The organism is Lactiplantibacillus fabifermentans DSM 21115, from assembly GCF_000498955.2.
Classification (GTDB): domain Bacteria; phylum Bacillota; class Bacilli; order Lactobacillales; family Lactobacillaceae; genus Lactiplantibacillus; species Lactiplantibacillus fabifermentans.
The window spans coordinates 1-22,787 of sequence record NZ_AYGX02000090.1 but is presented as its reverse complement, the minus strand read 5'-3'; the positions used below and the strand labels follow the sequence as shown (position 1 = coordinate 22,787).

The following is a 22,787-nucleotide window of genomic DNA, read 5'->3' as shown; positions in this document are numbered from 1 at the left end:
CCAAGCTAGTATGACTACCAGCTCGAAGGCAGCATCTTAGAAATCATTTAATTAGTTTTTAGCCATTGATGCTTCGGCTTCTTTTAAGACCTTTTCGCCGTTCATCATGCCGTAGTCTTGCATGTTGATAACTTCAACAGGAATATCAACGCGTTTTTGGAAATCACTTAACATGTAACGAACTTGTGGTCCAAGCATTAAAATGTCAGGATTCTTTTCAGCTAACTTAGCATCAGCGTCACTGGCAGCGGTTGCAAAAATTTCTGCATCAATACCGTCTGCTTCCGCAGCCTTTTGCATCTTTGATACTAATAATGAAGTTGACATCCCAGCAGCACATACCAACATAATTGTTTTTTCAGCCATAATAAACACGCTCCTAAATAGAATTTAAATTTATTGTGAATCTGCGGTTGCTTTAATAAACCGCTTTCATTACAATATGAATTATAAGTCATGGGTACAAATTTGACAAGTCAAATTATCTATTTTGCAAGAATTTATCAGATTGGTACCCACAAATTTCAATTCAGAAAGAAGGGAACCGATATGTACCGTGACATTGCGGCCAAACTCATCAATGGCATTCAAGATGGCCAATTCGAAATCAAGCTCCCGACTGAAGCCCAATTGATGGAAATGTATCACGCGAGTCGCAATACGATTCGCAAAGCGATTGACTTGGTCTATCAACAAGGCTTGTTACGCCGGGTGCAAGGGAGTGGCTACTTCATCACTTCCATTCAGTTACAACATAAAACCGTCGTGAATTTATCGGCCCGCGGCTTGTTTAGTGACAACATGCATCCCCGCCAACTCGTCTCTAAAGTCTTAACCTTTGATACGATCAAAAGCGACTATGATTTAAGCAAACAAATGGGCGTCCCACAAGATTCCGAACTCTATCGGGTCATTCGGCTACGTTACTGGCACGAACAACTCTACTGCCTCGAAAAAGCGTATTATTTAAAATCGGTGGTCCCCTACTTATCCACCGAAGCGGTCAACACTTCCATCTGGGACTTTTTAAACGAAGCGTACGGCTTAGGGGTCGCCAACAGTGATGATTACTTATCACTCACCAATCTCTCCGAAGAAGATGCCAGTTTAATGCAATTAGGCCATGGGGATACTTATTTAGCCCTTGATTCATGCAATTATTATAAAAATAATGGGCTGTTGGATTTTTCGCATACAGTCTTTGTTTACCCGGACCTAGCGCTATATTTCCACACCACAAATCTGGCAAATAATTAATTTATCACCAAAAAAATGCGATTCGCTACATTTTCGTCACAATTTACGGCTATAATAGTAAAGTATAACAAATTATGATGGAGGAATTAGCGTGTCTGCACCCCTTTTTTCAGTGGTTGTACCAGCGTACAATCAACATAAATTTATCAACAGTTGCTTGACCAGTTTGCTCCACCAAACGTTGACAGATTTTGAAGTCATCGTGGTAGACGACTGTTCCACCGATGATACCAGCGAACAAATTGCGGCCTTAATCAAGGATGATGATCGCTTCAAAGTGATTACTCACGAGCGTAATCGCGGGGTTTCGGCAGCTCGCAACTCAGGTATGGCGGCCGCTAAGGGTCAGTACTTGTGTTTCGTCGACGGGGACGACTGGGTGGAACCAAACTTTTTAGCTTACTTCTTAGAAGCTTACCAGGCCGCACCAGCAGCCCAGATGGTCGTTTGCGGCCATTTTGGTTATTTAGCCGTGCCCAGCCCTGCTAAAACGTATGACCAAAAAGAATTGGTTTCCAATATTAACTTTGGCACAGTCGGTGGCTTTTCGTGGAATAAGTGCTTCATTCGTTCGATTATCACGAGCCACCATTTAACTTTCAATGAAGACATTGACTTTTTAGAAGACCAACTTTTCGCCTTCCGCTACGCCGATTACGTGCAATCCGCGGAATACGTCCCTGAAAAGACGTATCACTATCGTTGGCGCTTCCGCAGCAACCTCGCCCACATCGGGATCCCATTCTTTGCGGCCCGGCGGAAGATGATCAAGATTTTAAAACAGGAAAGTAAACGGACTTTGAGTGAGGATTTAAATAATCAATAGTACTAATTAGGGACCTAACTTGTTGGTAGTCAACAAGTTAGGTCCCTAATTGTACGCATGCAATTTGACCCAGCATATAAGTCAGCCAACGGGCTCGCTCACAAGTTAAAGCGCGCTGAGTCGAGCTTGCCCAGCACCCAAAACCAGCCACACGTTACCTGACTTTCAAGCCAGTATCATTAATTCGGCCGATTATTTAAATATTCTGACAAAAAAGGCGCCCACTGATGGACGCCTTTTTCGATGTTCATTTGAATAAAACAGGTCTTTTAGCAATCAGTCAGCGGGAATCGGGAACATCACAAACGGCCCAATTTAATATCCCTTTATACTTCCCTGGTACGGCATCCGAATTAACTTGCAATAAGATACCGCTATCATTTTGCCAGTTATCACTTATGTCAACTTTACCATCCGCATCGTTACCAACCTTATCAGTAGCAATGACTTGTGGCGTCGCATTAATTTCACGTAGTTGATTGGACTGTTTATATACTAAGCGACCTGACAACGGTTCATTGCGCTCATTTTTTAAGCCCTCCGTATTCGCGACGGTGACTTGCCACGCTTGTAACTGATGACGCGTATCTTCAACTTCAACTTTCACGGCGCCTTGACGCGCGATTTCTTTAGCTTCACCAGTCAAAGTGGTTGCGTCAAACGTGAAGGTCGGGCTGACCGTTGCTAACTTCAAATCGCCATCGGTCACTTCAATGTTAATATCAATGGGAAAACTACCAAATACCCCTTTACAGTGCGCGTGCAAGGTCAAATGATTGGCGCCTAACGCTAAGTCACGGGGCTGGACCGTTAGTTTAAATCGATCCTCATTATCCGGCGTAGCTTGCACTTCAGTACCATCCGCTCGTCGTAGCAGCACGACCACGTCCTCACACCTCAAAGAATCATCATGTGCTAAAAAGCCTTCAATCTGCACGGGTTCATGCGGTTGCGCATTAATCGTCGTCTCTTTAACTTTCATGTGAATATCCCCGATTGGTAAAATCGTATAACGCGGAAACCCTGGACTGTCCCGTGAATGCCAGTTGGGCACTAAAAAACCGGTATTCCACGACATACTCGCATTACCAGCGGGAATCTTATTACGCTTTTTTACCCGCTGAACATAGCCATGTACTTCAATGTCAATCTGATTATGAACATCATCAAAAGGTTGCTGAAATTCATAAGTAACATGCTCACCACTTGCTTTAAGAATCTTAGTGGACATCCCGGTCATCTTGACCGAATAACTTTTTAAAGCCAAGCCCTTTTGGCGAAAATCAAACTTCATCTTATGCGCCGGGGTACCCGGAATATGTTCATAATGAAATTTATAGATGACATCAGTATTACTTGGTACCATGGTGTTTTCGCTAATATGGGCGCCATGACTATCAGTCACGGTGACCCGTTGATGATAAAAAAGGGCATCAAAGCGCGAATCAGCCTGGCGCGCCTCGCTGGACGAATCAGCTGAACTTGCTAACGCGGCTGTCGTATCTGTGGCTGTCGCCGATTCAGCACTACTATCAGACGCCGACCCGCGGCTGCTCGAGCTATCGTTTGACGTCGGTTCCTCGGAATCAGCCGCGTCTTCAGCAACCGATTCATCGGATGCCGTAGTCGTTTCAACATCAGCGGGAGCTTTTATAACTTCAGTAGTCGCTTCCGACAACGCGGCGTCTGGCAAAGTCGCAGTTGCAGCAACATCAGCCTCAGTATTTTGAGCATCAACTGGCAACGGGAGCCCACTGAACGTTGATAACCCGATTACTAGTATGATCGTCCATTTAAACTTTCTCATCGCAATTTACTTAAGCTGGCGTATTTAACAACGACCAAACAATCTTACTATCATGAACACCCGGTTGAACGTCACCAGGGATAACCAATGAAGCATCAGTCTCATCAAAAGTTAAAGTAAACGTCCCCAATCCACTATTTTCACTGGCTGAAATAATATTTTGATCTTCATTACTCAGAGTCATACTATCACGAACGATTTTCGGCATATTAGTATCAGCGGTCACTTTACCCTTATCATCTGGCGAATAATTAATCTTTTCATTCTTAGGCTTTACAGTCAATTGCATTCCTTTGAAATTGTTCAATTTACCGTCCTCCAAGTGGGCTGCAACTCGCCAACCACCAACTGAACCTGGATTAATCACCTTGACAACATCTTTTACACTCTCGGCATCCGTAGTAATGGTTTGACCATTCATCTTTTGTTTACCAAAGTTAAAATCAGGAGCACTGATTAATTGTAATTCACCAGCCGTTAGTTCAACCTGCGCTTCACTTGGCTGTTCAGTAGCAGCACTTACCAGCGTTGTACAAGTACTAACTCCCACACTAACAACCGCGCCAACCACCATTAACTGTTTAACAAATTTTTGCATTCTCGCTTCCTCCAAAAAAATAAAGTGACTAACAACAAATGTGTCTACGTAGAACTTCACGTACGTATCCTAGCAAAAATATCGTCTACCGTCAAACATGTACTTAGCGTTAGCATTCGAACCATCTTATGATTATTTTTATTCAATGTCCCAAAATATTATAATTAGTATCCTTATAATCACCTTTGAAATTAATAAATATCTGTTAGTCATTCATACCCGGCATCACTTACAATCAATTTTGATACCCCTAGTCAATTATTAGCTTGTTCAAACCCGGATCAGGCCGTACAATAAAGTTAATGACTTCAATCAAGGGGGTGCCTCGACATGGCGACGATTCATTTATATTTAGTCCGTCACGGTCAAACCGAGTTGAACGCGGCGGACCGTTTACAGGGCATTTATGATTCACAATTAACCACGAAAGGCGTCCGCTCGGCCCAACGTCTGGCCCGGATGCTTAGCGAGGTCCATTTTGATGCCGCTTACGTGAGCGATTTAGGCCGGGCCCAGCAAACGGCGCGCATTATTATGGCATTACATCCGGAACTAAAAAAGCCGACGGTGGACGTCGGCTTACGGGAATTTAATTTTGGTGGCTTGGAAGGTACGAAGAACGCGTGGGTCGTGCGGCAAGTCCGCAAACAACTCGGCGTGGGTACCTTCGTAAAGCTAATCTTGAGTAAAGAACGCTTCGCCACACTTTTGTGGGTCTTTAATTCATTGGATAAAACGCGCACCGCCGAAAATCTCGTTGGCGTTACGAATCGGATTACCCAAACGTTGCGGCGCATTAGTTTATACGAAGCCCAAACTTCAGACGACGATAAGAACATCTTAATCGTCTCCCACGGCCTCGTTTTAAGCGCCTTTTTGTACCAAATCAGTCCCCGCGAATTGCCCGCCCGTTTGCTCAAAAACACGAGTGTCTCGCGCGTCGATTATCAAGCGGGCCAATTCAATTTAATCGATATTAACGTGACCCCTAAGAAACGGTCTTAGTCGTATTTAAGACTTGCACCGTATCTGAGCTGGTCCGAAACTGTAAGCGTGCTTGAATCCCAAAGTACGCTTTTAATTTACGCTGCAATTCTTGGCCGGTCGCATGCACCATTTCCGTGTCGGCTTGCACCCCACCAATCACGACGAGTACGCGACTGCTTTTGCTGTCTAAATTCGGTACGACAACCTCATCAGCTGCCTTTAACACGACGGGCTGGTCATACGTCGTTTGAATTTGGACCGGCTCAGCTGGCATGACTGCCATATCCCAAGCCTGCATCGTGACATGGTGCCGCGCTTCAATGGCCACCATCAAGTCCGCCAAGGCGTTTTGCGGTTGCGCAGGACTTAACTTGCGTAAGGCTAATTGCTTTTCAATGGCTGGATTCAACTCCCGATTATCCAACCCCGTCATCGATAAAATGGCGACGGGCATGGCCGTAATGGCCGGTAAAACTTCAATTTTCAACAGTGATCACTTCCTAACAACCCATTCCACATTTAAGTGTGCCAAATCTGACGAAAAAGTCAATCAGCCAACCGCTTACAATACCAATTTTTTAATAAAAAAAGCGAGTTATCGACCGTTCAATAAAATTGTTACGACCCCTAACTAATAAAAAGAACTTCACCACTATGATGAAGTTCTTTGTTTTATAAAGGATGTTGTTCGAAATAATCGTCCAAAAACTGAGCTAAACCATCATTATAGTTGGTGTCAGTCACATAATTAGCCGTCGCTTTGACTTGTGGGAGCGCATTGCCCATCGCCACGGACAACTCTGCTTCCGCCATCATGCCGACGTCATTTAAGCCATCGCCAAAGACAAACGTATGCGCCGCATCGACCCCTTGTTCGCGTTGAATTTGTTTAACTGCCGTCCCCTTGTCGGTATTTAACGGAATCATTTCAATATTATTCGGATTGGATGAAGATAGGCGTAATAACTTACTATTGGCCAACTTTTCACGGGCGGAATCTAACCGTGACATATCTTCACGGCTTAAAATAACCCCGTTCGTAATTTGATCTTCAATTTTGGCTAATTGGGTAAAGCTTTCCACTTCTTGATAACCGATGGTCGTTTCTTCGGCATCAAAGTTGGCAGCGTTGCGGGCTACGAACCGCGGAATCTGTTCCGTATAGTAAGCCATCTCGGGCGTGAAGAGCATCATGGGTAAGTTATCGCGGCGAGCGATTAAGTAGGCCAGTTCAACGGCAGCCCCGCCGAGTTTCGTAATTTCACGGCCTTGATTACCATCAAAAACCGCCCCGTTAGAAGTGACTAAGTGCACGTCTTGATTAATTTTATTGCGAACAATCTTGGCCAATTCGTACATTCGGCCGGTCGCGATGTAAAACATCACGTCCTGTTTTTGTAACCGTTCGATGGTCGCTTTCGTATGATCAGAAATATATTGATGGTCGGTCAAAAGTGTGCCATCAATGTCCATAAAGACTAAGTATTTTGGCATGCGCAATCCCTCCTGCTTTTTTACAATTATAATTGTACGCTATTTTTGCAAAGAATGGAAATCGCTTTCACAACCGACGTTCCGCTTTCCGTTTGCCCCCAAAACGTTGTATCCTATTACTAACGAAAACTAAACGGAGGCCGGTATTTTGAACAATCAATCCTTACAGCCTTTACTGACCCAAATCAACCAAGTGGTGGTCGGTAAATCACAAATTATCAAGTTAACCGTCACTGCGTTATTAGCTGGTGGTCACGTCTTATTTGAAGATGTTCCGGGCGTTGGTAAAACCACGCTTGCCCGCGCCTTGGCCCGCAGTGTGGCCGGCGACTTTAACCGGGTCCAATTCACCCCCGACTTATTGCCGAACGATATTTTAGGCGTTTCCATTTTAAATCAACAACAAAATCAATTTGAATTTCACGCCGGACCCATCTTTACGACAATGCTGTTAGCCGATGAAATCAATCGTGCGACCCCGCGGACCCAGTCAGCACTGCTCCAAGCGATGGCGGAACGTCAAGTGACCCTCGACGGCCAAACTTACGACTTACCGGCCAACTTCTTCGTCCTGGCGACTGAAAACCCGAGCGAATACGCTGGCACTTATCCGCTGCCAGAAGCCCAACTTGACCGCTTCTTATTCAGCTTACAAGTGGGCTACCCCGCCACAACCGATGAGCTGGCTCTCTACAATGGCGATGACCGGCAAGCCGCGTTGAACACCCTACAAGCAGTCTTATCAGAAGCCGATTTGAGTCAACTAAAGACGGCCGTCAATGCCGTCACCGTCGACGCGGCCGTTAGTCAATACGCATTAGCACTCGTACAAGCTACCCGCGATGACGCCGGCGTCCGGCTCGGCATTAGTCCGCGTGGTGGGCTCGCCTTACTGCAAGCTAGCCGCGCCTACGCCCTCTTGAATGATCGCAACTATGTCTTACCCGAAGATATTCAAGCCGTCTTAATCCCGACCTTCAGCCATCGCCTCGTCTTGGCGAATGGCGCGCAGTCGCTGACAGCCAAGCAACAAGTGGTCCAACGTTTGCAAGCGAGCATCCCCGTACCAACAAAGGGGACTTCGGCATGAACACCTTCAAATCAGCCTTACAAAACTGCGGTTTAATTTTAGTCGTTATCATCTTATGGGCCTATGCGATTAGTTTTAATAACGCCACTGGCTGGGCGATGGCGACCATCATGACTGGCATTGCCATTTTAAGTTTTGCCAGCTTATGGCCCCGGTTACGCCATATCAATGTGCAAACAGCGCTCAGTGTGCGCGACCGAAAACAATACTTGACGCTTCAGCTACCAGCCAAGAATCCTGGGGTAACGGTCATTAAACCCAAGCTGCTCCATCCGCAACGTAAACTCGTGGCGAACGGGCACCCCCAAACATGGCAAACGACCATGCCGTTACCACGTGGCGTCTATGACCAATTACAAGTTCAATTATTGATGCAAGATCCGTTACATTTAATTGTTAAACGGGCCATTAAAACACTACCAGCAGCGTTAGTCGTTCCGCCCATTTTGAATCAGGCCCTCGGTCAACAACTCTATACCCAAGTTCAACCGTTATTACGGCGGCCAACAACGAGTACGACCGACCAACCCGGCTTTGAAACCCGCGACTTTCGCCCGTATCACCCCGGCGATCCTCGTAATCAAATTGACTGGAAACTCAGTGCCCGCCAAGGCACGCCGATTTTACGCGTTTTAGCCGACGACGAGCCGTTGCCGTGGTGTTGGATTTTTATGGCAACTAGTACCGCCGACTTAGAGGACCATCTGGCCGGTTTTTATACGTTCATCCAACTTGCGCAGGCGATTCCGGCCCAAATTATTTTGATTGGGGCCAACCAACAAACGGTCACTGCTTTAGCACCAGACGCGTTCGCCAGTTATCAACCGTATCGCGACTCGCAAGTACCAGCAGTCAACGTCCGGCAACATCGCGTGGTATTATTTGGCGACCATACTTTGCTGGCGCAAGACTTGCTCAACCAACTGGCCCAACAAAATCCGCTGGCGACCGCAATTACTTGGCCGGGAGGTGGGCATGATGCCTAAACAGCTCAAACTCGCCATCGTGGCTTTGCTCAACGCGCTATTATTGGCCGTACCACTAATGACGTATACCACCGTCAATCACTTTAGTCGGCCGTATCCATTGCTCGCCTACTTGGCAGCTATCAGCCTTATCACGTGGGCCTATACTTGTTGGCCGCGCCACCCGTGGCGGTGGTGGCTCCTTTATGTCATCAGTTTTGTGGCCGGCAGTTACGCCAGTTTTCCGTTCAGCCAAGCTTTGTCCGTTAGTTGGCTAACTAAGTTTTGCGGCCAACTCTTGCAACAAATGCGCGCCTTTCAAAGTGGTAGCGCAATGATGCCCGTTTTACTGAGCATGTTACTGATTATGGCCTTAGCCATTGCCTTGACCTTACTGACGGTCCGGTGGCGGCAACCGTTCTTATGTATGCTCGTCAGTAGCGGGTACTTATTAGCCGTTACGATTTTTGCCACTCGCAACGAAGTTTTACCATTGGCATTGACGACTGGCCTGACCGTTTTATTGATTTTAGTGTTATTTTTACCCCACTGGTCATGGCAAACAACGCTATATACCGGCTTGATGATTTTAGTCATTGCCGGGGGCGCCACCGTGAATACTTGGGCTAAAACGCCACTCAATCAATTAGCGAAACAGACCGTTAACTGGCGCAATAGCTTGAGTAGTAGTGGTTTTTATACTTTTTTGGAGAAGTCATCAGCGGTCAAAAAAACCGGCTATTCGTCCGACACGTCGACGCTCGGTGGGGCCATCCAAGATGACAACAGCGTCGCCTTTAAAGCCATCGCCGCCCACGACCAATATTGGCGCGTCGATACCCGCGATGACTATTCCGGTAAAGGCTGGAACGTCGATAAAGATACGAAGATTACCCGCAAACCAACTAAGACGTCCACTGGTTATATCAAAGCCCCAACGACGACGGCGCAAAAAGTCACTTTAACAATGAGTAAAACAACCGATTATTTGCCAGTCGGCTACGGTCAAACGACTTGGGCGCTTTCTAGTAAACAACAAAGTCGCATCGGCGTGGGCTACACCGCCCAACGTGGCCGCGTTTATATTAATTTAGGCAAACACCCGGTGACTAAGCTCACGTATACGGCTCAGCATCAAAAATACACCGCAAAACGGCTCCAAGCGGTTACGGCCAAGCCGGAAGAAGAACTGGATGAAACTTATACCCAATTACCTGAAGACTTACCCAAGCGCATTACGACCCTAAGCAAAAAAATTATTAAGGGTCAAACAACTGAATACGGTAAAGTCCGGGCACTGGTCGCCTACCTAAAGACCTCCAACAAGTACGTCTACACGAAGATTGATACGCCGACTACCCCATCTAACCGCGATTATGTCGATTACTTCTTGTTTACAACTAAACGCGGTTACTGTGATAACTTTTCAACGGCGCTGGTCGTGATGTTACGGTCAGTCGGAATCCCGGCACGCTGGGCGCAAGGCTTTAGTGGCGGGACCCGCGGTAGTCAAACGAGTGATGGCCGCTACCACTACTCGATTTTAAATTCTGACGCCCATTCGTGGGCCGAAGTTTACTTCGCCGGCATCGGCTGGGTCCCCTTTGACCCAACACCTGGTTATCAAAATCCGGGCACGACCGCCGCAAAAACGAAGACAAACACGTTATCAACGGGCACTAGTCAATCAACGACAACCACCAAGACGACTAACAGTAGCTCAGCAACCAGTCGCTCTAGTTCAACGACGACGACAACGAGTAGTACTGGCCACTTTCACTTGAATACATCAACCGCCCGGATCATCACCGGTAGCTGTATTTTGATTTTAATGCTTGCAGCGTGGTTAGGCCGCTTCTGGTTAGGCCTACAAGTCCTACGCGGCTTAGTTGCCACTCACACTGGTCAAGCGAGTTGGCAATATCGCCAACTACGCCGCTGGTTCGAACATCAATTACCACGGGCCCATGCGGAAACGCTCACGGCATACGCCGCTCGCGTCGAACAAGCCTGGCCGCAACTGCACGGCCAATTCATGACGGCGACCCAGTTAGCATTAGCGACAACGTTCAGTACGCAACCTGCGTCTGACTTACCCGCGGCCTTACAGACCGTTATTCACACTTTACAAAAGAATCGCAAGTTTACCGCGCCACACTCACGTTAATTGCCCCTATCTGACCAAATAATCTAAAGATTCACCGGTCGACCGTTGACAGATTACGCGCATCAGTGTAGATTATAGGACAATTAATATTTGATGAGAAAAACTATGAGCAGTTCAGTAGCGGGGATCACCTTGTTAAGCGAGTCTGAGATGGTGTAAGCAGACCAAGTCTATCCCAGTGAACATCGACTGTGAGCGTGAAGGCCAAACATATCGCTAACCTTCAATGGTCGCACCCATTATCGTGCCACGTATCGTTTCATGTTGGTACGCTTAAGGTCGGTCCATGTGAGTGGTCGGCAAATAACCGGTGGTAACACGCTTTAGCGCCCGGTAGACGAAATTCGTCTGCCGGGCCTTTTTGTCGTCAATATTAAAAAATCAGTTCAAAGGATGGTCATACATATGAAATTTACAGTTTTAGGCGCTGGCGCCATGGGCTTACGTTACGGGGTTTTATTACAAGCAGCTGGCAATAAAGTGGAATTTGTCGATACGTGGTCGCCCAATGTTGAAAAGATGCATCAACAAGGCGGCGTCTACGTGTCTCGCGACCATCAAAATCGCCATCTCGTCCCCGTCAAAGTCAGTTATCCCGAAGATTATCACGGTAATCCCGATGTCTGGGTCGTTTTAATAAGCAGATGCAACTCGCTGATTTTCTCAAGCGCACCGCCCACGCCTTCAACGATCAACAATACGTGCTCACTTGCATGAATGGCATGGGGCATGTCGAAAAACTGTTACAGTACTTCCAACCAGATAAATTGCTCGCAGGAACTGCGCTAGTGGCGACCGTCTTAAATGGCCCTGGCGATGTCGACTTCATCGGTAAACGGGGCGCCGGGACGATGAACCTCGCCAACTATACCGAAAAGCCGGATGCGATGACCCATCGCGTCGTGACCGAACTAGAAAAATGTCAGTTTAATCCCAACTTAACGACCAACTTCCGGGGGACACTCTTAGCCAAAGTCGTCTTCAATTCCGTCGTCAACACGTTATGTACATTATTCGAAATCACGATGGGTGAATTTGCGGCCTACCCGGGCGCCGATGAACTCAGTAAGCAGCTCATCGACGAAGCCTACGACGTGTGCGAACGCGATGGCGTCACGATGCTCAATACGCGCGCCGAAGAATTAGCTTCGGTCAATTATGTGAGCCAAGTCGCTAATCCCCTCCACTACCCGTCAATGTATCAAGATATGTCGCACAACCGGCACACCGAAGTCGATTACATCAACGGTTATCTCGTTTCGTTAGGTCAAAAATATCATTACCAAGCGAAAACGCACGCCTTCTTAACGCATCTGGTGCATTTAGCGGAATCGACGCGCCAAGCTGAAACTGCCAACAAAACGACCACGACCACGACGGCGGCGACGGCCTAAAATCTAACGACCCTTTTCACCTCGAAATCAGTTACAATAGATAGTAATGATTTTGATAAGGGAGGGGCCAGAATGCAAGCGAACCATGAATTAAAAGGAATCTGCTTAGCCAGCTTGAGTGCGGCGTTTTGGGGGATTTCCGGTGCTATCGCGCAAACATTGTTTGATACCACCGACATCAACTCGATTTGGTTAACGGGCGTCCGGATGCTATTTGCGGGTATTGGACTATTCATCATCAGTTTAGTGACCAAAGTCGATTTGTGGCCGATTTGGCGCGACCCCCGCGCCCTACTAGAAGTGGTCGCCTACACGTTACTCGGGTTAATGCCCGTCCAATTCACTTACTTCTTAGCAGTTGAAGCGAGTAACGCGGCCACAGCCACCATTCTACAATTCATGGGACCGGTCTTCATTGCCTTGTGGCTGATTATCGCCCATCAACAGTGGCCCACCCGCGCAGAAGGCTTAGCGATTATCTTCGCGATTGGCGGTTCATTTTTACTCGTCACTCATGGTAATCCAAGCACGTTAGTTATCTCCGTGTGGGCCTTAGTTTGGGGCTTGTTATCCGGTGTGACTTCCGCAACCAATACCTTGTTGCCAGCTAAACTACTTGAAAAGTACAGCTCGATGACCGTCAACACTTGGTCGATGCTCTTAGGTGGGATCGTCTTCAACATGATTCAACCAGTTTGGAGCATTCACGTACCATTTACTTGGCTTAACCTAGCTAAATTAAGTTTCGTCGTTATTTTCGGAACTTTGCTGGGCTTCCTATTCTTCTTACAAAGTTTGAAATATATTCGCCCAACCGTCGCAAGTTTGCTAGATGCTTTTGAACCATTATCGGCAACTATCATTGCTGTGGCGTGGCTCGGGGTCCAGTTTGAACTCATCGACGTTATCGGCAGTCTGTTGATTATTAGTACCGTCTTTATTTTAGCGTTAGGCAAACGCCCTAGCGAACGGGCCGCCGCTGACTTTCATGACGCGGCTGAACATGATCATGATGATTGATTGAATAACGCAACTGAGTGCGTGCCAAACCGCTTTTTGGCGCACGTTTCGACAATAAAGATAGAAAAAAGCAGATGAGCGGCAGATGAAATTTCAACTTCATCTGCCGCTCATTTTCGAGTTTTTGCACACATTCTTAATGGAGGATATCCTTACGCACTCTTTACAAAACCGCTACAAATAATCAACCTGGACCACTCGCCCATACCATAAAATAGAACTAATTTATTTTTTGGAGGTCGTTTTGTGTCTATCGAATTAATGATGACGATTGAAGTGATGTTGCTGACAAAAGTATTCATCAAAATTCGTTGGTTAACCCGTCCGAGTTCGGCATACTTGCCACAATTAAAAAATATCCATGCTTATTTAACGAAACATCCCGAGTCGCAGGCGATTTTTCAGCGGTCGCAAGCTTGGAAAACCATCACCCCACTCGTCATGCAATTAAGCGTCTTGTTACCTTCAATCTGGTTATTTTGGTTCAACCAGTTTGCTTATGCCGGTGCCGCCCTGACCTTACAAATATTGGGCGGGCTTTTGATGACGTTTTGTCTCTTTAAAAAGTCGGTCTACACCAAACAGTTGCGGCCACTCAACGCATTTCAACCGCTTGCTAATCCACAACACCGCCGTCTTAGCATCATCGAACAAGCTTTAGGCATCGGCGCTACTTATCTTTGGCTAGGTAGCTTGATTTACTACACCATCACGGCCTTTTAATTCTGAACTTTGGAGGAGTTTTATGCACTTACTACGAATGATTGATCTCTGGGGCGACATCTTTTGGCTATACTTAATTGTCGCCTTGATTCTAAGCGCGGCTCTGAAGTGGCAAACCCGGAGTTTAAAAAAGTTTCCGTTAATTGACCGTATCCACTACCTAGAACTCGAAGCTAACGACGAACAACCCCCAACGACATTTCAATCCCGAGAATCGCTGGCAGTATTACTCTTCGTCATTTTTATGTTGCTCAGTGCCAGCGGGGTACTAATCCCGTTTTTCATCATTTTCGGACACGCCCTACCGAAAAATTTATTGTGGCTCATTGTGCCGCTAATCATTGATGCCGTCTTATTGTGGCTAATTTTGGGACTCGCACGACACTATGCCAAACCCACCGTCACCCGTGAGCGTCACCACCATCAGGCCTTATTACTAACCACGCAACGATTATTCACTTGGCGAAAATACTTTAGTCAGTATATTCAATTTGGCTGGTTAATTTTAGCAGAACTGGCCATCAACGGCTGGCTCTTACTCCTTATTCAAGTTTATTTACGCCGGCGTTAATACGTCAGCAAGCGTTAGGACCAACCTTCAGCATGCCGATACGACTGAGCGCCGTCACCCCAATTATCAGGTGACGGCGTTCAGTCGTATAATTCAAATGACAGATACTATTTACTGATGATATCCCAGAGCCAGTTGACCGCCGAAATTGCAACTACGTTTTAACTTGCGGCCAGTAACGTTTACAAACTGGTCTCTGAGACACCGTTTACCAAAATATTATTTTCCAAGCTTTAATAACCGCGCGTTAAATCCACTTGATTTTGGGCGAGCGTCCCATCTTGGCACCATTGCGCAAAGTTCGTGCTAAAGATTGGAAATACGACGGCTCGAAAATGGTCGATTTGACCTGAGATGTGCGGCGTAATCAACACATCCGGCCGTTGCCATAGCGGATTGTCGGCCGGTAATGGTTCGGGTTCGGTTACGTCCAACGCCGCCCAACTGACTAAGTGTTGATCCAATGCGGCTACTAAGTCCGCCGTCGCCACGGCCGGTCCGCGACCGATATTAATAAACATCGGTTGCTGTTTCAATTGTGCAAACCACGCCGCATTATATAAGTGATGTGTCGCCGCCGTTAACGGCAAAGCATTCACCACAAAGTCGGCTGTCGCCAAGGCCGCTTCCGTCTGGTCCATAGCCACTGTGGCGGCAAAATGGGCCGCTGGATGACCAGTCGTATTGACTCCGACCACTTGCATGCCTAACGCAGTTGCTTTAACCGCTAATGACTGGCCAATCTTTCCCGTGCCATAAATCAACAATTGTTGGCCCGTCAAAGTACTCGTTTTGACTGGTAATGACCAACCTCGGGTCCCAGTCTGATTCAACCACGCGGCATGATAACCACGTACGACCGTTAACATAGCCGCTAAAACTGACTCGCTAATCGCATCAGCATGAATGCCACTCGTATTAGCCACTAATACTCCAGCGGCCTTTAATTCAGCCAATGGCAAATAATCAACCCCGGCGGAAATGACTTGTAAGAAATGTAAATGATTCGTCGGGCTCGCCAAAATTTGCTTCAAAATCGGATGGTTCCCATACATGACTTCAATCTGATCATAGTCAGTCGGCGTCAATTCGGCAACCGTCTTAAAGGTCCAATCCGGATACTGCGCTTGTAACTGCGCCACTTGGGCTGGTTTAGTTGCTTGTACTAATAGAACAATTTTTGGCATTTAATACCCTTCCTCTCTAACAAAAAGCGACCGGCACAATGCCGGTCGCTTCGCTTCAACCTAGTAATTACTGTCGTTATAACCGGTCGTATTATTATCCGTTGTCGTACTGCTAGTCGTCGTCGAACTAGTATCGTTGGCGCTGCTAGTCGCGGCACTTGAACTGTGACTGTAACTATACGCCGAGCTTGAGCTGCTCTTCGTGGAGCTCGTCGTATCAGTATCGTTACCCGTCGTTGAATAATCATTCGTTGTCGAATACGTCGATGACGAATCCGTATCACTCGATGATGATGACGGTTCACTATAGCTTGAACTGCTTTCGCTATAACTTGAACTCTCACTGCTTTCACTATAAGCCGCAGCGGCACTTGAACTGGCCGCAGCCGCTGAGCTTTCCGCTTTCGCTAACTTCGTACGGTTCGTCTTCAATTGGTCATAATCATTAGCGGCTAATTGTGACTTAGTGCGATACTTCTTCAAGTTTTTCATCACCGTATCAATATTGTTAGTTGTGACCGTTGACTTCAGCTTACCTGTCTTGGTGTAAAGGGCTTGGTAATCCTTGTCATACTTCACAACCGCTTTAACCGTCTTGCCAGTCGTCTTCAACTTTTGTTGGTACTTGTCGGTGAAGTACGTCTTGCTACTTGCTAAGCTGGATTGTTTAAAGGCTTTTTCAGCATTAGTCACATCTTTAGTAACCACACTAGCCTTGATTAAACCACTTTCGGTATACAAGGTCGTGTAACGGTTACGTAAACTCAACATCTTAGCCGCCGTATCATGTTGTTTTTGCAACGAATTCTTAGTATCAGATTGTTTCATTTGATCAACATACGTTTGCAATTGAGCTAGCTTACTGCTGTCAGCACTTTCCCGCAAATCTTTTTGCGCCGTGCTCGTGTAAATTTCTTTAACAACCGCTTCAGCATTACTCTTGGCCGTAGCTTCAGTCGTCTTAGCGTGGTTCCACATGAATAAGGCCCCGACTGCCGCAATCAACAAGATGCCGACACCCGTCAACATTAACTTCTTGTTGTATTTGCGCGCTTTTTGGTGCGAATTGCCATCGTTACCATCGTCGTCGTGTTCGCTAGCTAAATCTTCACCGGGCATGGCTGGCTTGGTCGCTTTAGGAGCCGTCGTCGCTTCGCCGTGACGGGCTAACCGTGACATCGGTTCAGCACTGTCAGCGGCTGACCGTGGCCGTTGTTTAGGCGCCTTACCACCATTAGGTTGTTGATCGCCATATAATTCTTCACGCGATAACGGAATCTCTGGCTGTTCTTGATTGGCAGCTGAGCGTGGCGTATTAGTACTACCACTGTTTTGATTTTTGACCGAAATTACCGGTTGCCCGTGATGGCTCGCTGGCCGACCACTAGTTGCGGGCCGTTTGGGCGTCGCTGCTTGTGAAGCCGGCGTCGACTTAGCAGCCGCACTGGCCGGGGTCGTTGGTGCCGTGGTTGGCTTAGCGGCTGGTGCTTTTGGCGCCGTCGAAGTGGGCGCACTAGCTTGGTCTTGGCGACCGTGCCGCGCTGAACGACTTGGTGTGGGCGCTTCACTGGCTTGGCTCACCGCTGATTTAGGTGTTGTTGTTTGAGCTGCCGACATCGGCTGTGTGGCGGAACTTGGCTTAGGTTGTTTGGCCGCCGCCTTCTCTGCCGCCTGTCGCCGGGCTTGCCGCGTTTGTGGCGCCGCCGATTCCGGCGTGTCGGTTTCAGCTGCGGCCGATTTGGGGGTCGCTGCGGCCGACTTCGCCGTTTTAGCCGGCTCCTTAGCAGCTGACTTTTTAGGCTCACTTGGTGCGGCTGACGACGTTGGTTTAGCGTCATCAGTATCTTTCACATCATAGGCCAGCGGAATTTTTTCATTATTTTGATCATCGTTTTCATCGGGAATTGGTTCAGTGATGGAATTCCATAACCGTTTGCCAAAACCGGATTTTTTAGTTTTCTTTGACAATAGCTTTACCCCTAGCTGACTTTATTTTTTATCGTTAATTATTAATTATAGTCGTTAGTACTGGTCACTATTTTTAACGTAATTTTAACCAGCATTAGTTAAATTATAGCATGGAATGCCCCCATGAGAAACCGCCCCCAACGGGTTTTGTGAATAAATCGTCACTGGGTTAATTTTTAATTCAAACTTTGCTATAATCAGCTTATCAACACATTGAAAGCGAGGGGTTAAGATGGCCACTGCTAAAGTCATTTTTGCTACAATTACCGGTAACAACGAAGATGTTGCCGATATTATTACTGAAAAATTTGAAGATTTAGGCATCGACGTGACGAAAGAAGAAATCTCACAAGCCGACGCAACCGAATTTGAAGCCGTCGACATTTGTGTCGTCGTGCCATACACGTATGATGAAGGGGCCCTCCCCGAAGAAGGTTTAGACTTTTACGACGATTTACAAGAACTCGACTTGAGCGGTAAGATTTTCGGCTGTGCCGGTTCTGGTGACACGTTCTACGAAGAAGACTACTGTCGGGCCGTTACGGACTTCAGCAATGCCTTCAAAAAAGCTGGAGCCACCCAAGGCGCGGACGATGTCTTCGTCAACTTAGCACCCGAAGGCGATGACATTAAAAACTTGGACGCTTTCACTGAAAAATTAGTGGCGGCCCAAGCTAAATAGTGTGACGATTGGAATTAATATACCGGTACTTACTATGGCGTTATGAATCAGCTGTCGTTCGAGTGGCAATGACGCCCGGTTTAAGTCTGGTTGTGCGGCAAAAAGCGTTAATCAGCCTAGATGCCGCCATTAAACTCACAACAAATAAAAAAGACTCCCTACACATACTGTAGCGGAGTCTTTTTTGGTCGATCATCCATTTAGCTGTCGGCTGATTGTAATGGAATCCGCCATGCCGGTGGCGTTAACGGGATTGGTTTGCATCCCGTTTACACCATGGATGCCTTTTGAGACTTGCTTTTTAGGCTCAAAAACGAGGACCAAGACCGCTTCTCAGGCTTGGTCCGGTCTCCATGGTGGCTGGAATTACAGTCAGCTGACAGCGGCAAGCAAATTCTACCAGCTCTTAAAAAAGGCCAAATTTCACTAATGGTGATGCGTATGTTTATCCACGACCCGTTGGCGGAAATAGTTATAAGTTAGTTCGACTAAAAAGAACAAGACACTAATGCCGATAATATTCAGCAAATATTCCCCAATCCGATAGCCAGTGTGCTCAATCCATAAGTCATAGGGCCCTTGAATTAATAAGAAGTAAATTGCGAGCGTTTGAATAATATAACTCGTGTGACGCCAAATCGATTTCCATTTCATGGTTAACTACGCCCCTTCAGCGGTTGCTAAGGTCTGTAGGGTTTGCTTGAGCTGACTGACTGGCAGTTGACCGGTGCCGCCCACGCGACCGACCCGGCCAAACGTGACGGCCGAGCCAATCAACTGACCACAGACGCTATTGTAGCGCCCCAGTGTCCCCAGCGTTGTGGCAATCAGTGGCAACGTTAAGTTGGCGCGCGCTTGCGCAGTAGCCGCCATGAGCGTCAAAACGTCTTGCGGTTGGCGCGCGACGACCTTGATTCGAGCAACATCGCCCCCTGCCGCCGCTAACGTCTGATACGTTTGCTCAAGTTCGGCCAGTGTGGGCACTTGAGCTTGATACGTCGCACTCAAAATCAATTTGATGCCTTGGGCGCGCATTTGTTTGGTCAACGGCACAAAGTCGTCTTGATTAGTCATCGCTAGGTCAATATCAACCGCCGCGGCCGCGCGATTATTCACCAATGTGCGATACGTATCATAATACGTCGCCGCATCCGTCGCCGTCGCACTCAACGTGGCAATCACCGGAATCGTCCCCAATATTTGTTGTAACTGAGTTGCCGTATTGACTAATGCGGCCCGATTATCCAGCTCTTCATAATCATCTAACCGCCACTCCACGATTTGTGCAGCCGACGTCAGCACTTGGGCGGCGGCGCCCAATAACGTTGACTGCTTCGCCCCTGCTAACGTGACGCCAATCTTAGGTACCCCCGCGGCTAACGTGACTGTCCCAATGGTTACACTCTTCAAAATCATCCCTACTTTCAATTCAGTTTACCATATAATCCCCATAACCAACACGCCACCCCGGTGGGCGTTAGCTCGTTCAACTTAATAATAGCAAATTTTCACCGTAATGACACCGCTTACTCATCTTTTTAACGATTATTTAAACCAACTATCATTTTGAAAAAAAACTGCTTGTCACCGCTTCCATTTTCGATTTACAATAAAGTAATTTATAAAAAAAGGGAGCCCACGCTTAATGAAAACAGAGAAACAACTGCGCTGGTCCAACATCGCTTTAATTGCGTTTGTGGCCGTCTGGGGCTTAGGTAACGTGGTTAACAACTTTGCGTTACAAGGCTTATCAGTGGTCACCTCTTGGATCTTAATTATGATCATCTACTTCATTCCTTATACCTTGATTGTCGGACAATTAGGGTCAACTTTTAAGGAAGCTGAAGGGGGCGTATCTTCTTGGATTCGCGCCACAAGTACGAAACGGCTCGCTTACTATGCGGCTTGGACGTATTGGATTGTTCATATTCCTTACTTGGCGCAAAAACCACAAGGTATCTTAATTGCGTTTAGTTGGTTGTTCAAAGGCAACGGGGATTTTGTCAACAACACACCAGCCTTGCTCGTCCAATCTATTTGTTTAGTCTTGTTCCTGTTCTTCCTCTGGATTGCTTCAAAAGGGTTAACTACTTTGAAGCGTATCGGGAGTGTCGCTGGGACTGGGATGTTCATCATGTCGATTCTGTTTATTATTTTAGCGGTTTCGGCGCCCTTGATGACGACGGCCACGGTGCAAACACCAAATATGCTATCAATTAAGTCATATTTACCAAAATTTGACTTTGCTTACTTCACGACCGTTTCCATGTTAGTCTTCGCGGTTGGTGGTTCTGAAAAGATTTCACCATACGTTAACAAGACCAAAAATCCGGGGCATGAATTCCCACTTGGGATGTTAGTCTTAGCCGGCATGGTAGCCGTTTGTGCGTTACTTGGTTCATTTGCCATGGGGATCTTATTCAACGCCAAACATATCCCGAATGACTTAATGGCCAACGGGGCTTACTACGCGTTCCAACGTTTAGGTGCCTTTTACCATGTTGGGAACTTCTTCATGATTTTATATGCGATTGCCAACGTGCTCGCCCAAGTTTCGGCCTTAGCCTTCTCCATCGATGCGCCATTAAAGATTTTGCTTGGCGATGCCGATCCAGAATTTATTCCAAAGAAACTCAGCAAGATGAACAAAAAAGATGTGCCGGTCAACGGCTATATTATGACTGGGATTCTGGTCAGCATCTTAATCATCATCCCAGCTTTGGGAATTGGTGATATGAACGAATTATTCAACTGGCTATTAAACTTGAACTCTGTCGTTATGCCAATGCGTTACTTATGGGTCTTCTTAGCTTACATCATGTTGAATCAACACTTGAAGAACTTCAAGAGCGACTACATGTTCTTAAAGAACCCGGTTGCGGGTAAATTTGTCGGCGCTTGGTGCTTCTTGTTCACGGCGTTTGCATGTATCTTAGGGATGGTACCTAAGACGAATTATGCGGATAACCCAAGTAGCTGGTTATTCCAATTAGCCTTAAACATCATCACGCCAATCGTCTTTGTCGCTTTAGGGATGATCTTACCAATGATTGCTCGCCGCGGCTTAAAGAAAGCAGCATAAAACTATTATTTAACGAGACCATTAACGTGGTCTCGTTTTTTTGTGTCGCTTTACTAGCAACCCCCGGTAACCGCATGCTATGCTAGGCGCAACTACTAAGCGTCGTAGCCCTAGTCCCCTAGTTAATCCGAACAATTAATCGTTAGCATAAATTAAAAATTGCTTATTTAACCATTTATTTTCATTTCGCGTTAAGATTTCTATGTTAAAAGAAATTGACGTCTGTTACAATTAACTTTGACGCAATTAGATATAATATCAAACAATTGATATCAAAGGAGGTAAACTGCAGTATGAACGGCTCACCACAATTACTTAATGACTTTTTATCCGACTATTCAACGGTGTTGCGTTACATGAACGATTACATTGCCGAACCGATTAGCCAATATCATATGACTTTTGATACGTTTTTAATCATGCATGAAATCGGCGCGAGTGCCCAACCCTTATTGCTAATGGACATCGCCGACCGTCATCACGTCTCGCGGAGTGCTATCTCACGCCAGATCAGTATCTTATTGAAATATGACTATGTCTATCAAGTTCCCAATCCCGCTGACCGTCGTCAAAAAAGTCTCTTACTGACCGACCATGGCCAACAAATCGATACCCAGCTAATTGAGGCCATCCAAGCGATGTTCAATCACTGGATTGACACCCTCGGTCCACAGCGCATCAACACGATGTTGTCACTGTTAGACGACTTCTCACGTAAAATCATTGCCCCAGCCTGGGACGCTAAACAGGCCAACTAACCGTGTGCTCACAGAGGTCTTGCCAAAGTTTGGTGAGTTAGCATTGCCGTTGTAAGTCAGCAGCAATGCCAGTAACCGTTGCGCACGTTATGGTCATAAAAATAGCCAAAAATAAGCACCGGATGAAATTTCTACTTCATCAGGTGCTTATTTTTAGTTATATGGTAGATTGTAAAATTAATCCGAACGCTGTTCGGACAAAAAAGATCAG

General features: G+C 46.7%; 21 protein-coding genes and 1 pseudogene. 13 read left to right on the top strand and 9 right to left on the bottom strand.

Features of this window, described 5'->3' with window-relative positions:
- Nucleotides 1–51: 51 nt before the first annotated feature.
- Nucleotides 52–366 (bottom strand): PTS sugar transporter subunit IIB, encoded by a 315-nt coding sequence (locus DY78_RS08690; protein ID WP_024625479.1) that lies wholly within the window; start codon nt 364–366, stop codon nt 52–54.
- Nucleotides 367–549: 183 nt separating this feature from the next.
- Between DY78_RS08690 and DY78_RS08685 the strand changes: the two genes are divergently transcribed.
- Entirely contained in the window at nt 550–1,257 is a 708-nt protein-coding gene (locus DY78_RS08685; protein ID WP_024625478.1) for a GntR family transcriptional regulator, read from the top strand.
- A gap of 91 nt (nt 1,258–1,348) precedes the next feature.
- On the top strand, nt 1,349–2,083 hold the full coding sequence (locus tag DY78_RS08680) for a glycosyltransferase family 2 protein (protein ID WP_024625477.1): 735 nt from the start codon (nt 1,349–1,351) through the stop codon (nt 2,081–2,083).
- 280 nt (nt 2,084–2,363) lie between these two features.
- On the opposite strand, the gene DY78_RS08675 is transcribed toward DY78_RS08680, so the two are convergent.
- Together DY78_RS08675 and DY78_RS08670 are read right to left on the bottom strand one after the other, a co-directional pair.
- Nucleotides 2,364–3,827 (bottom strand): hypothetical protein, encoded by a 1,464-nt coding sequence (locus tag DY78_RS08675; RefSeq protein WP_024625476.1) that lies wholly within the window; start codon nt 3,825–3,827, stop codon nt 2,364–2,366.
- A 73-nt stretch (nt 3,828–3,900) separates the two neighbouring features.
- A complete protein-coding gene (locus DY78_RS08670; protein ID WP_024625475.1) occupies nt 3,901–4,488 on the bottom strand; it encodes a WxL domain-containing protein in 588 nt (195 codons plus the stop codon).
- Between the two features lie 330 nt (nt 4,489–4,818).
- On the opposite strand from DY78_RS08670, the gene DY78_RS08665 reads away from it, so the two are divergent.
- Nucleotides 4,819–5,493: a histidine phosphatase family protein gene (locus DY78_RS08665; protein WP_024625474.1), complete on the top strand. Its 675-nt coding sequence runs from the start codon at nt 4,819–4,821 to the stop codon at nt 5,491–5,493.
- Here DY78_RS08665 and DY78_RS08660 read toward each other — a convergent pair.
- A complete protein-coding gene (locus tag DY78_RS08660) occupies nt 5,477–5,962 on the bottom strand; it encodes a hypothetical protein (protein WP_024625473.1) in 486 nt (161 codons plus the stop codon). The genes DY78_RS08665 and DY78_RS08660 overlap by 17 nt on opposite strands.
- 185 nt (nt 5,963–6,147) lie before the next feature.
- Nucleotides 6,148–6,969, bottom strand: a complete 822-nt coding sequence (locus DY78_RS08655; protein WP_024625472.1) for an HAD family hydrolase — start codon at nt 6,967–6,969, stop codon at nt 6,148–6,150.
- A 148-nt stretch (nt 6,970–7,117) separates the two neighbouring features.
- Between DY78_RS08655 and DY78_RS08650 the strand changes: the two genes are divergently transcribed.
- The 7 genes and pseudogenes from DY78_RS08650 (at nt 7,118) to DY78_RS08620 (ending at nt 14,899) form a co-directional block, all read left to right on the top strand.
- A complete protein-coding gene (locus DY78_RS08650) occupies nt 7,118–8,059 on the top strand; it encodes an AAA family ATPase (protein ID WP_156404112.1) in 942 nt (313 codons plus the stop codon).
- Entirely contained in the window at nt 8,056–9,045 is a 990-nt protein-coding gene (locus DY78_RS08645) for a DUF58 domain-containing protein (RefSeq protein WP_024625470.1), read from the top strand. The genes DY78_RS08650 and DY78_RS08645 overlap by 4 nt, the downstream gene beginning before the upstream one ends.
- Nucleotides 9,035–11,191, top strand: a complete 2,157-nt coding sequence (locus tag DY78_RS08640; protein ID WP_081754427.1) for a transglutaminase TgpA family protein — start codon at nt 9,035–9,037, stop codon at nt 11,189–11,191. Before DY78_RS08645 ends, DY78_RS08640 begins: the two co-directional genes overlap by 11 nt.
- Before the next feature lie 405 nt (nt 11,192–11,596).
- A pseudogene (locus DY78_RS08635) lies at nt 11,597–12,585 on the top strand (ketopantoate reductase family protein).
- Between the two features lie 72 nt (nt 12,586–12,657).
- A complete protein-coding gene (locus DY78_RS08630) occupies nt 12,658–13,605 on the top strand; it encodes a DMT family transporter (RefSeq protein ID WP_024625468.1) in 948 nt (315 codons plus the stop codon).
- A gap of 246 nt (nt 13,606–13,851) precedes the next feature.
- Nucleotides 13,852–14,328: a hypothetical protein gene (locus tag DY78_RS08625; RefSeq protein ID WP_024625467.1), complete on the top strand. Its 477-nt coding sequence runs from the start codon at nt 13,852–13,854 to the stop codon at nt 14,326–14,328.
- A 22-nt stretch (nt 14,329–14,350) separates the two neighbouring features.
- Nucleotides 14,351–14,899 carry a hypothetical protein gene (locus DY78_RS08620; RefSeq protein WP_024625466.1) on the top strand — a complete coding sequence of 183 codons (549 nt, stop codon included), beginning with the start codon at nt 14,351–14,353 and terminating at the stop codon, nt 14,897–14,899.
- A 233-nt stretch (nt 14,900–15,132) separates the two neighbouring features.
- Here DY78_RS08620 and DY78_RS08615 read toward each other — a convergent pair whose 3' ends face one another.
- Nucleotides 15,133–16,086, bottom strand: coding sequence for a phosphoglycerate dehydrogenase (locus DY78_RS08615; RefSeq protein WP_024625465.1), 954 nt, complete (start codon nt 16,084–16,086; stop codon nt 15,133–15,135).
- Nucleotides 16,087–16,146: 60 nt separating this feature from the next.
- Nucleotides 16,147–18,054 (bottom strand): hypothetical protein, encoded by a 1,908-nt coding sequence (locus tag DY78_RS08610; RefSeq protein ID WP_024625464.1) that lies wholly within the window; start codon nt 18,052–18,054, stop codon nt 16,147–16,149.
- 232 nt (nt 18,055–18,286) lie between these two features.
- Here DY78_RS08610 and DY78_RS08605 point away from each other — a divergent pair, with 232 nt between their 5' ends.
- Nucleotides 18,287–18,736, top strand: a complete 450-nt coding sequence (locus DY78_RS08605; RefSeq protein WP_024625463.1) for a flavodoxin — start codon at nt 18,287–18,289, stop codon at nt 18,734–18,736.
- A gap of 426 nt (nt 18,737–19,162) precedes the next feature.
- On the opposite strand, the gene DY78_RS08600 is transcribed toward DY78_RS08605, so the two are convergent.
- Nucleotides 19,163–19,390 (bottom strand): hypothetical protein, encoded by a 228-nt coding sequence (locus tag DY78_RS08600; protein ID WP_024625462.1) that lies wholly within the window; start codon nt 19,388–19,390, stop codon nt 19,163–19,165.
- Nucleotides 19,391–19,396: 6 nt separating this feature from the next.
- On the bottom strand, nt 19,397–20,152 hold the full coding sequence (locus DY78_RS08595) for a type I 3-dehydroquinate dehydratase (RefSeq protein ID WP_235810655.1): 756 nt from the start codon (nt 20,150–20,152) through the stop codon (nt 19,397–19,399).
- A gap of 229 nt (nt 20,153–20,381) precedes the next feature.
- Between DY78_RS08595 and DY78_RS08590 the strand changes: the two genes are divergently transcribed.
- Nucleotides 20,382–21,818 carry an amino acid permease gene (locus DY78_RS08590; RefSeq protein ID WP_024625460.1) on the top strand — a complete coding sequence of 479 codons (1,437 nt, stop codon included), beginning with the start codon at nt 20,382–20,384 and terminating at the stop codon, nt 21,816–21,818.
- Nucleotides 21,819–22,111: 293 nt separating this feature from the next.
- Complete coding sequence (locus DY78_RS08585) at nt 22,112–22,576, top strand: MarR family winged helix-turn-helix transcriptional regulator (RefSeq protein ID WP_024625459.1); 465 nt, start codon at nt 22,112–22,114, stop codon at nt 22,574–22,576.
- The last annotated feature ends 211 nt before the right edge of the window (nt 22,577–22,787 follow it).

Coding starts and splice junctions, on each gene's coding strand:
- DY78_RS08690 (WP_024625479.1), bottom strand. CDS start 366: ATGGCTGAAAAAACAATTATGTTGGTATGTGCTGCTGGGATGTCAACT.
- DY78_RS08685 (WP_024625478.1), top strand. CDS start 550: ATGTACCGTGACATTGCGGCCAAACTCATCAATGGCATTCAAGATGGC.
- DY78_RS08670 (WP_024625475.1), bottom strand. CDS start 4,488: ATGCAAAAATTTGTTAAACAGTTAATGGTGGTTGGCGCGGTTGTTAGT.
- DY78_RS08665 (WP_024625474.1), top strand. CDS start 4,819: ATGGCGACGATTCATTTATATTTAGTCCGTCACGGTCAAACCGAGTTG.
- DY78_RS08655 (WP_024625472.1), bottom strand. CDS start 6,969: ATGCCAAAATACTTAGTCTTTATGGACATTGATGGCACACTTTTGACC.
- DY78_RS08645 (WP_024625470.1), top strand. CDS start 8,056: ATGAACACCTTCAAATCAGCCTTACAAAACTGCGGTTTAATTTTAGTC.
- DY78_RS08640 (WP_081754427.1), top strand. CDS start 9,035: ATGATGCCTAAACAGCTCAAACTCGCCATCGTGGCTTTGCTCAACGCG.
- DY78_RS08630 (WP_024625468.1), top strand. CDS start 12,658: ATGCAAGCGAACCATGAATTAAAAGGAATCTGCTTAGCCAGCTTGAGT.
- DY78_RS08620 (WP_024625466.1), top strand. CDS start 14,351: ATGCACTTACTACGAATGATTGATCTCTGGGGCGACATCTTTTGGCTA.
- DY78_RS08615 (WP_024625465.1), bottom strand. CDS start 16,086: ATGCCAAAAATTGTTCTATTAGTACAAGCAACTAAACCAGCCCAAGTG.
- DY78_RS08605 (WP_024625463.1), top strand. CDS start 18,287: ATGGCCACTGCTAAAGTCATTTTTGCTACAATTACCGGTAACAACGAA.
- DY78_RS08600 (WP_024625462.1), bottom strand. CDS start 19,390: ATGAAATGGAAATCGATTTGGCGTCACACGAGTTATATTATTCAAACG.
- DY78_RS08595 (WP_235810655.1), bottom strand. CDS start 20,152: ATGATTTTGAAGAGTGTAACCATTGGGACAGTCACGTTAGCCGCGGGG.
- DY78_RS08590 (WP_024625460.1), top strand. CDS start 20,382: ATGAAAACAGAGAAACAACTGCGCTGGTCCAACATCGCTTTAATTGCG.
- DY78_RS08585 (WP_024625459.1), top strand. CDS start 22,112: ATGAACGGCTCACCACAATTACTTAATGACTTTTTATCCGACTATTCA.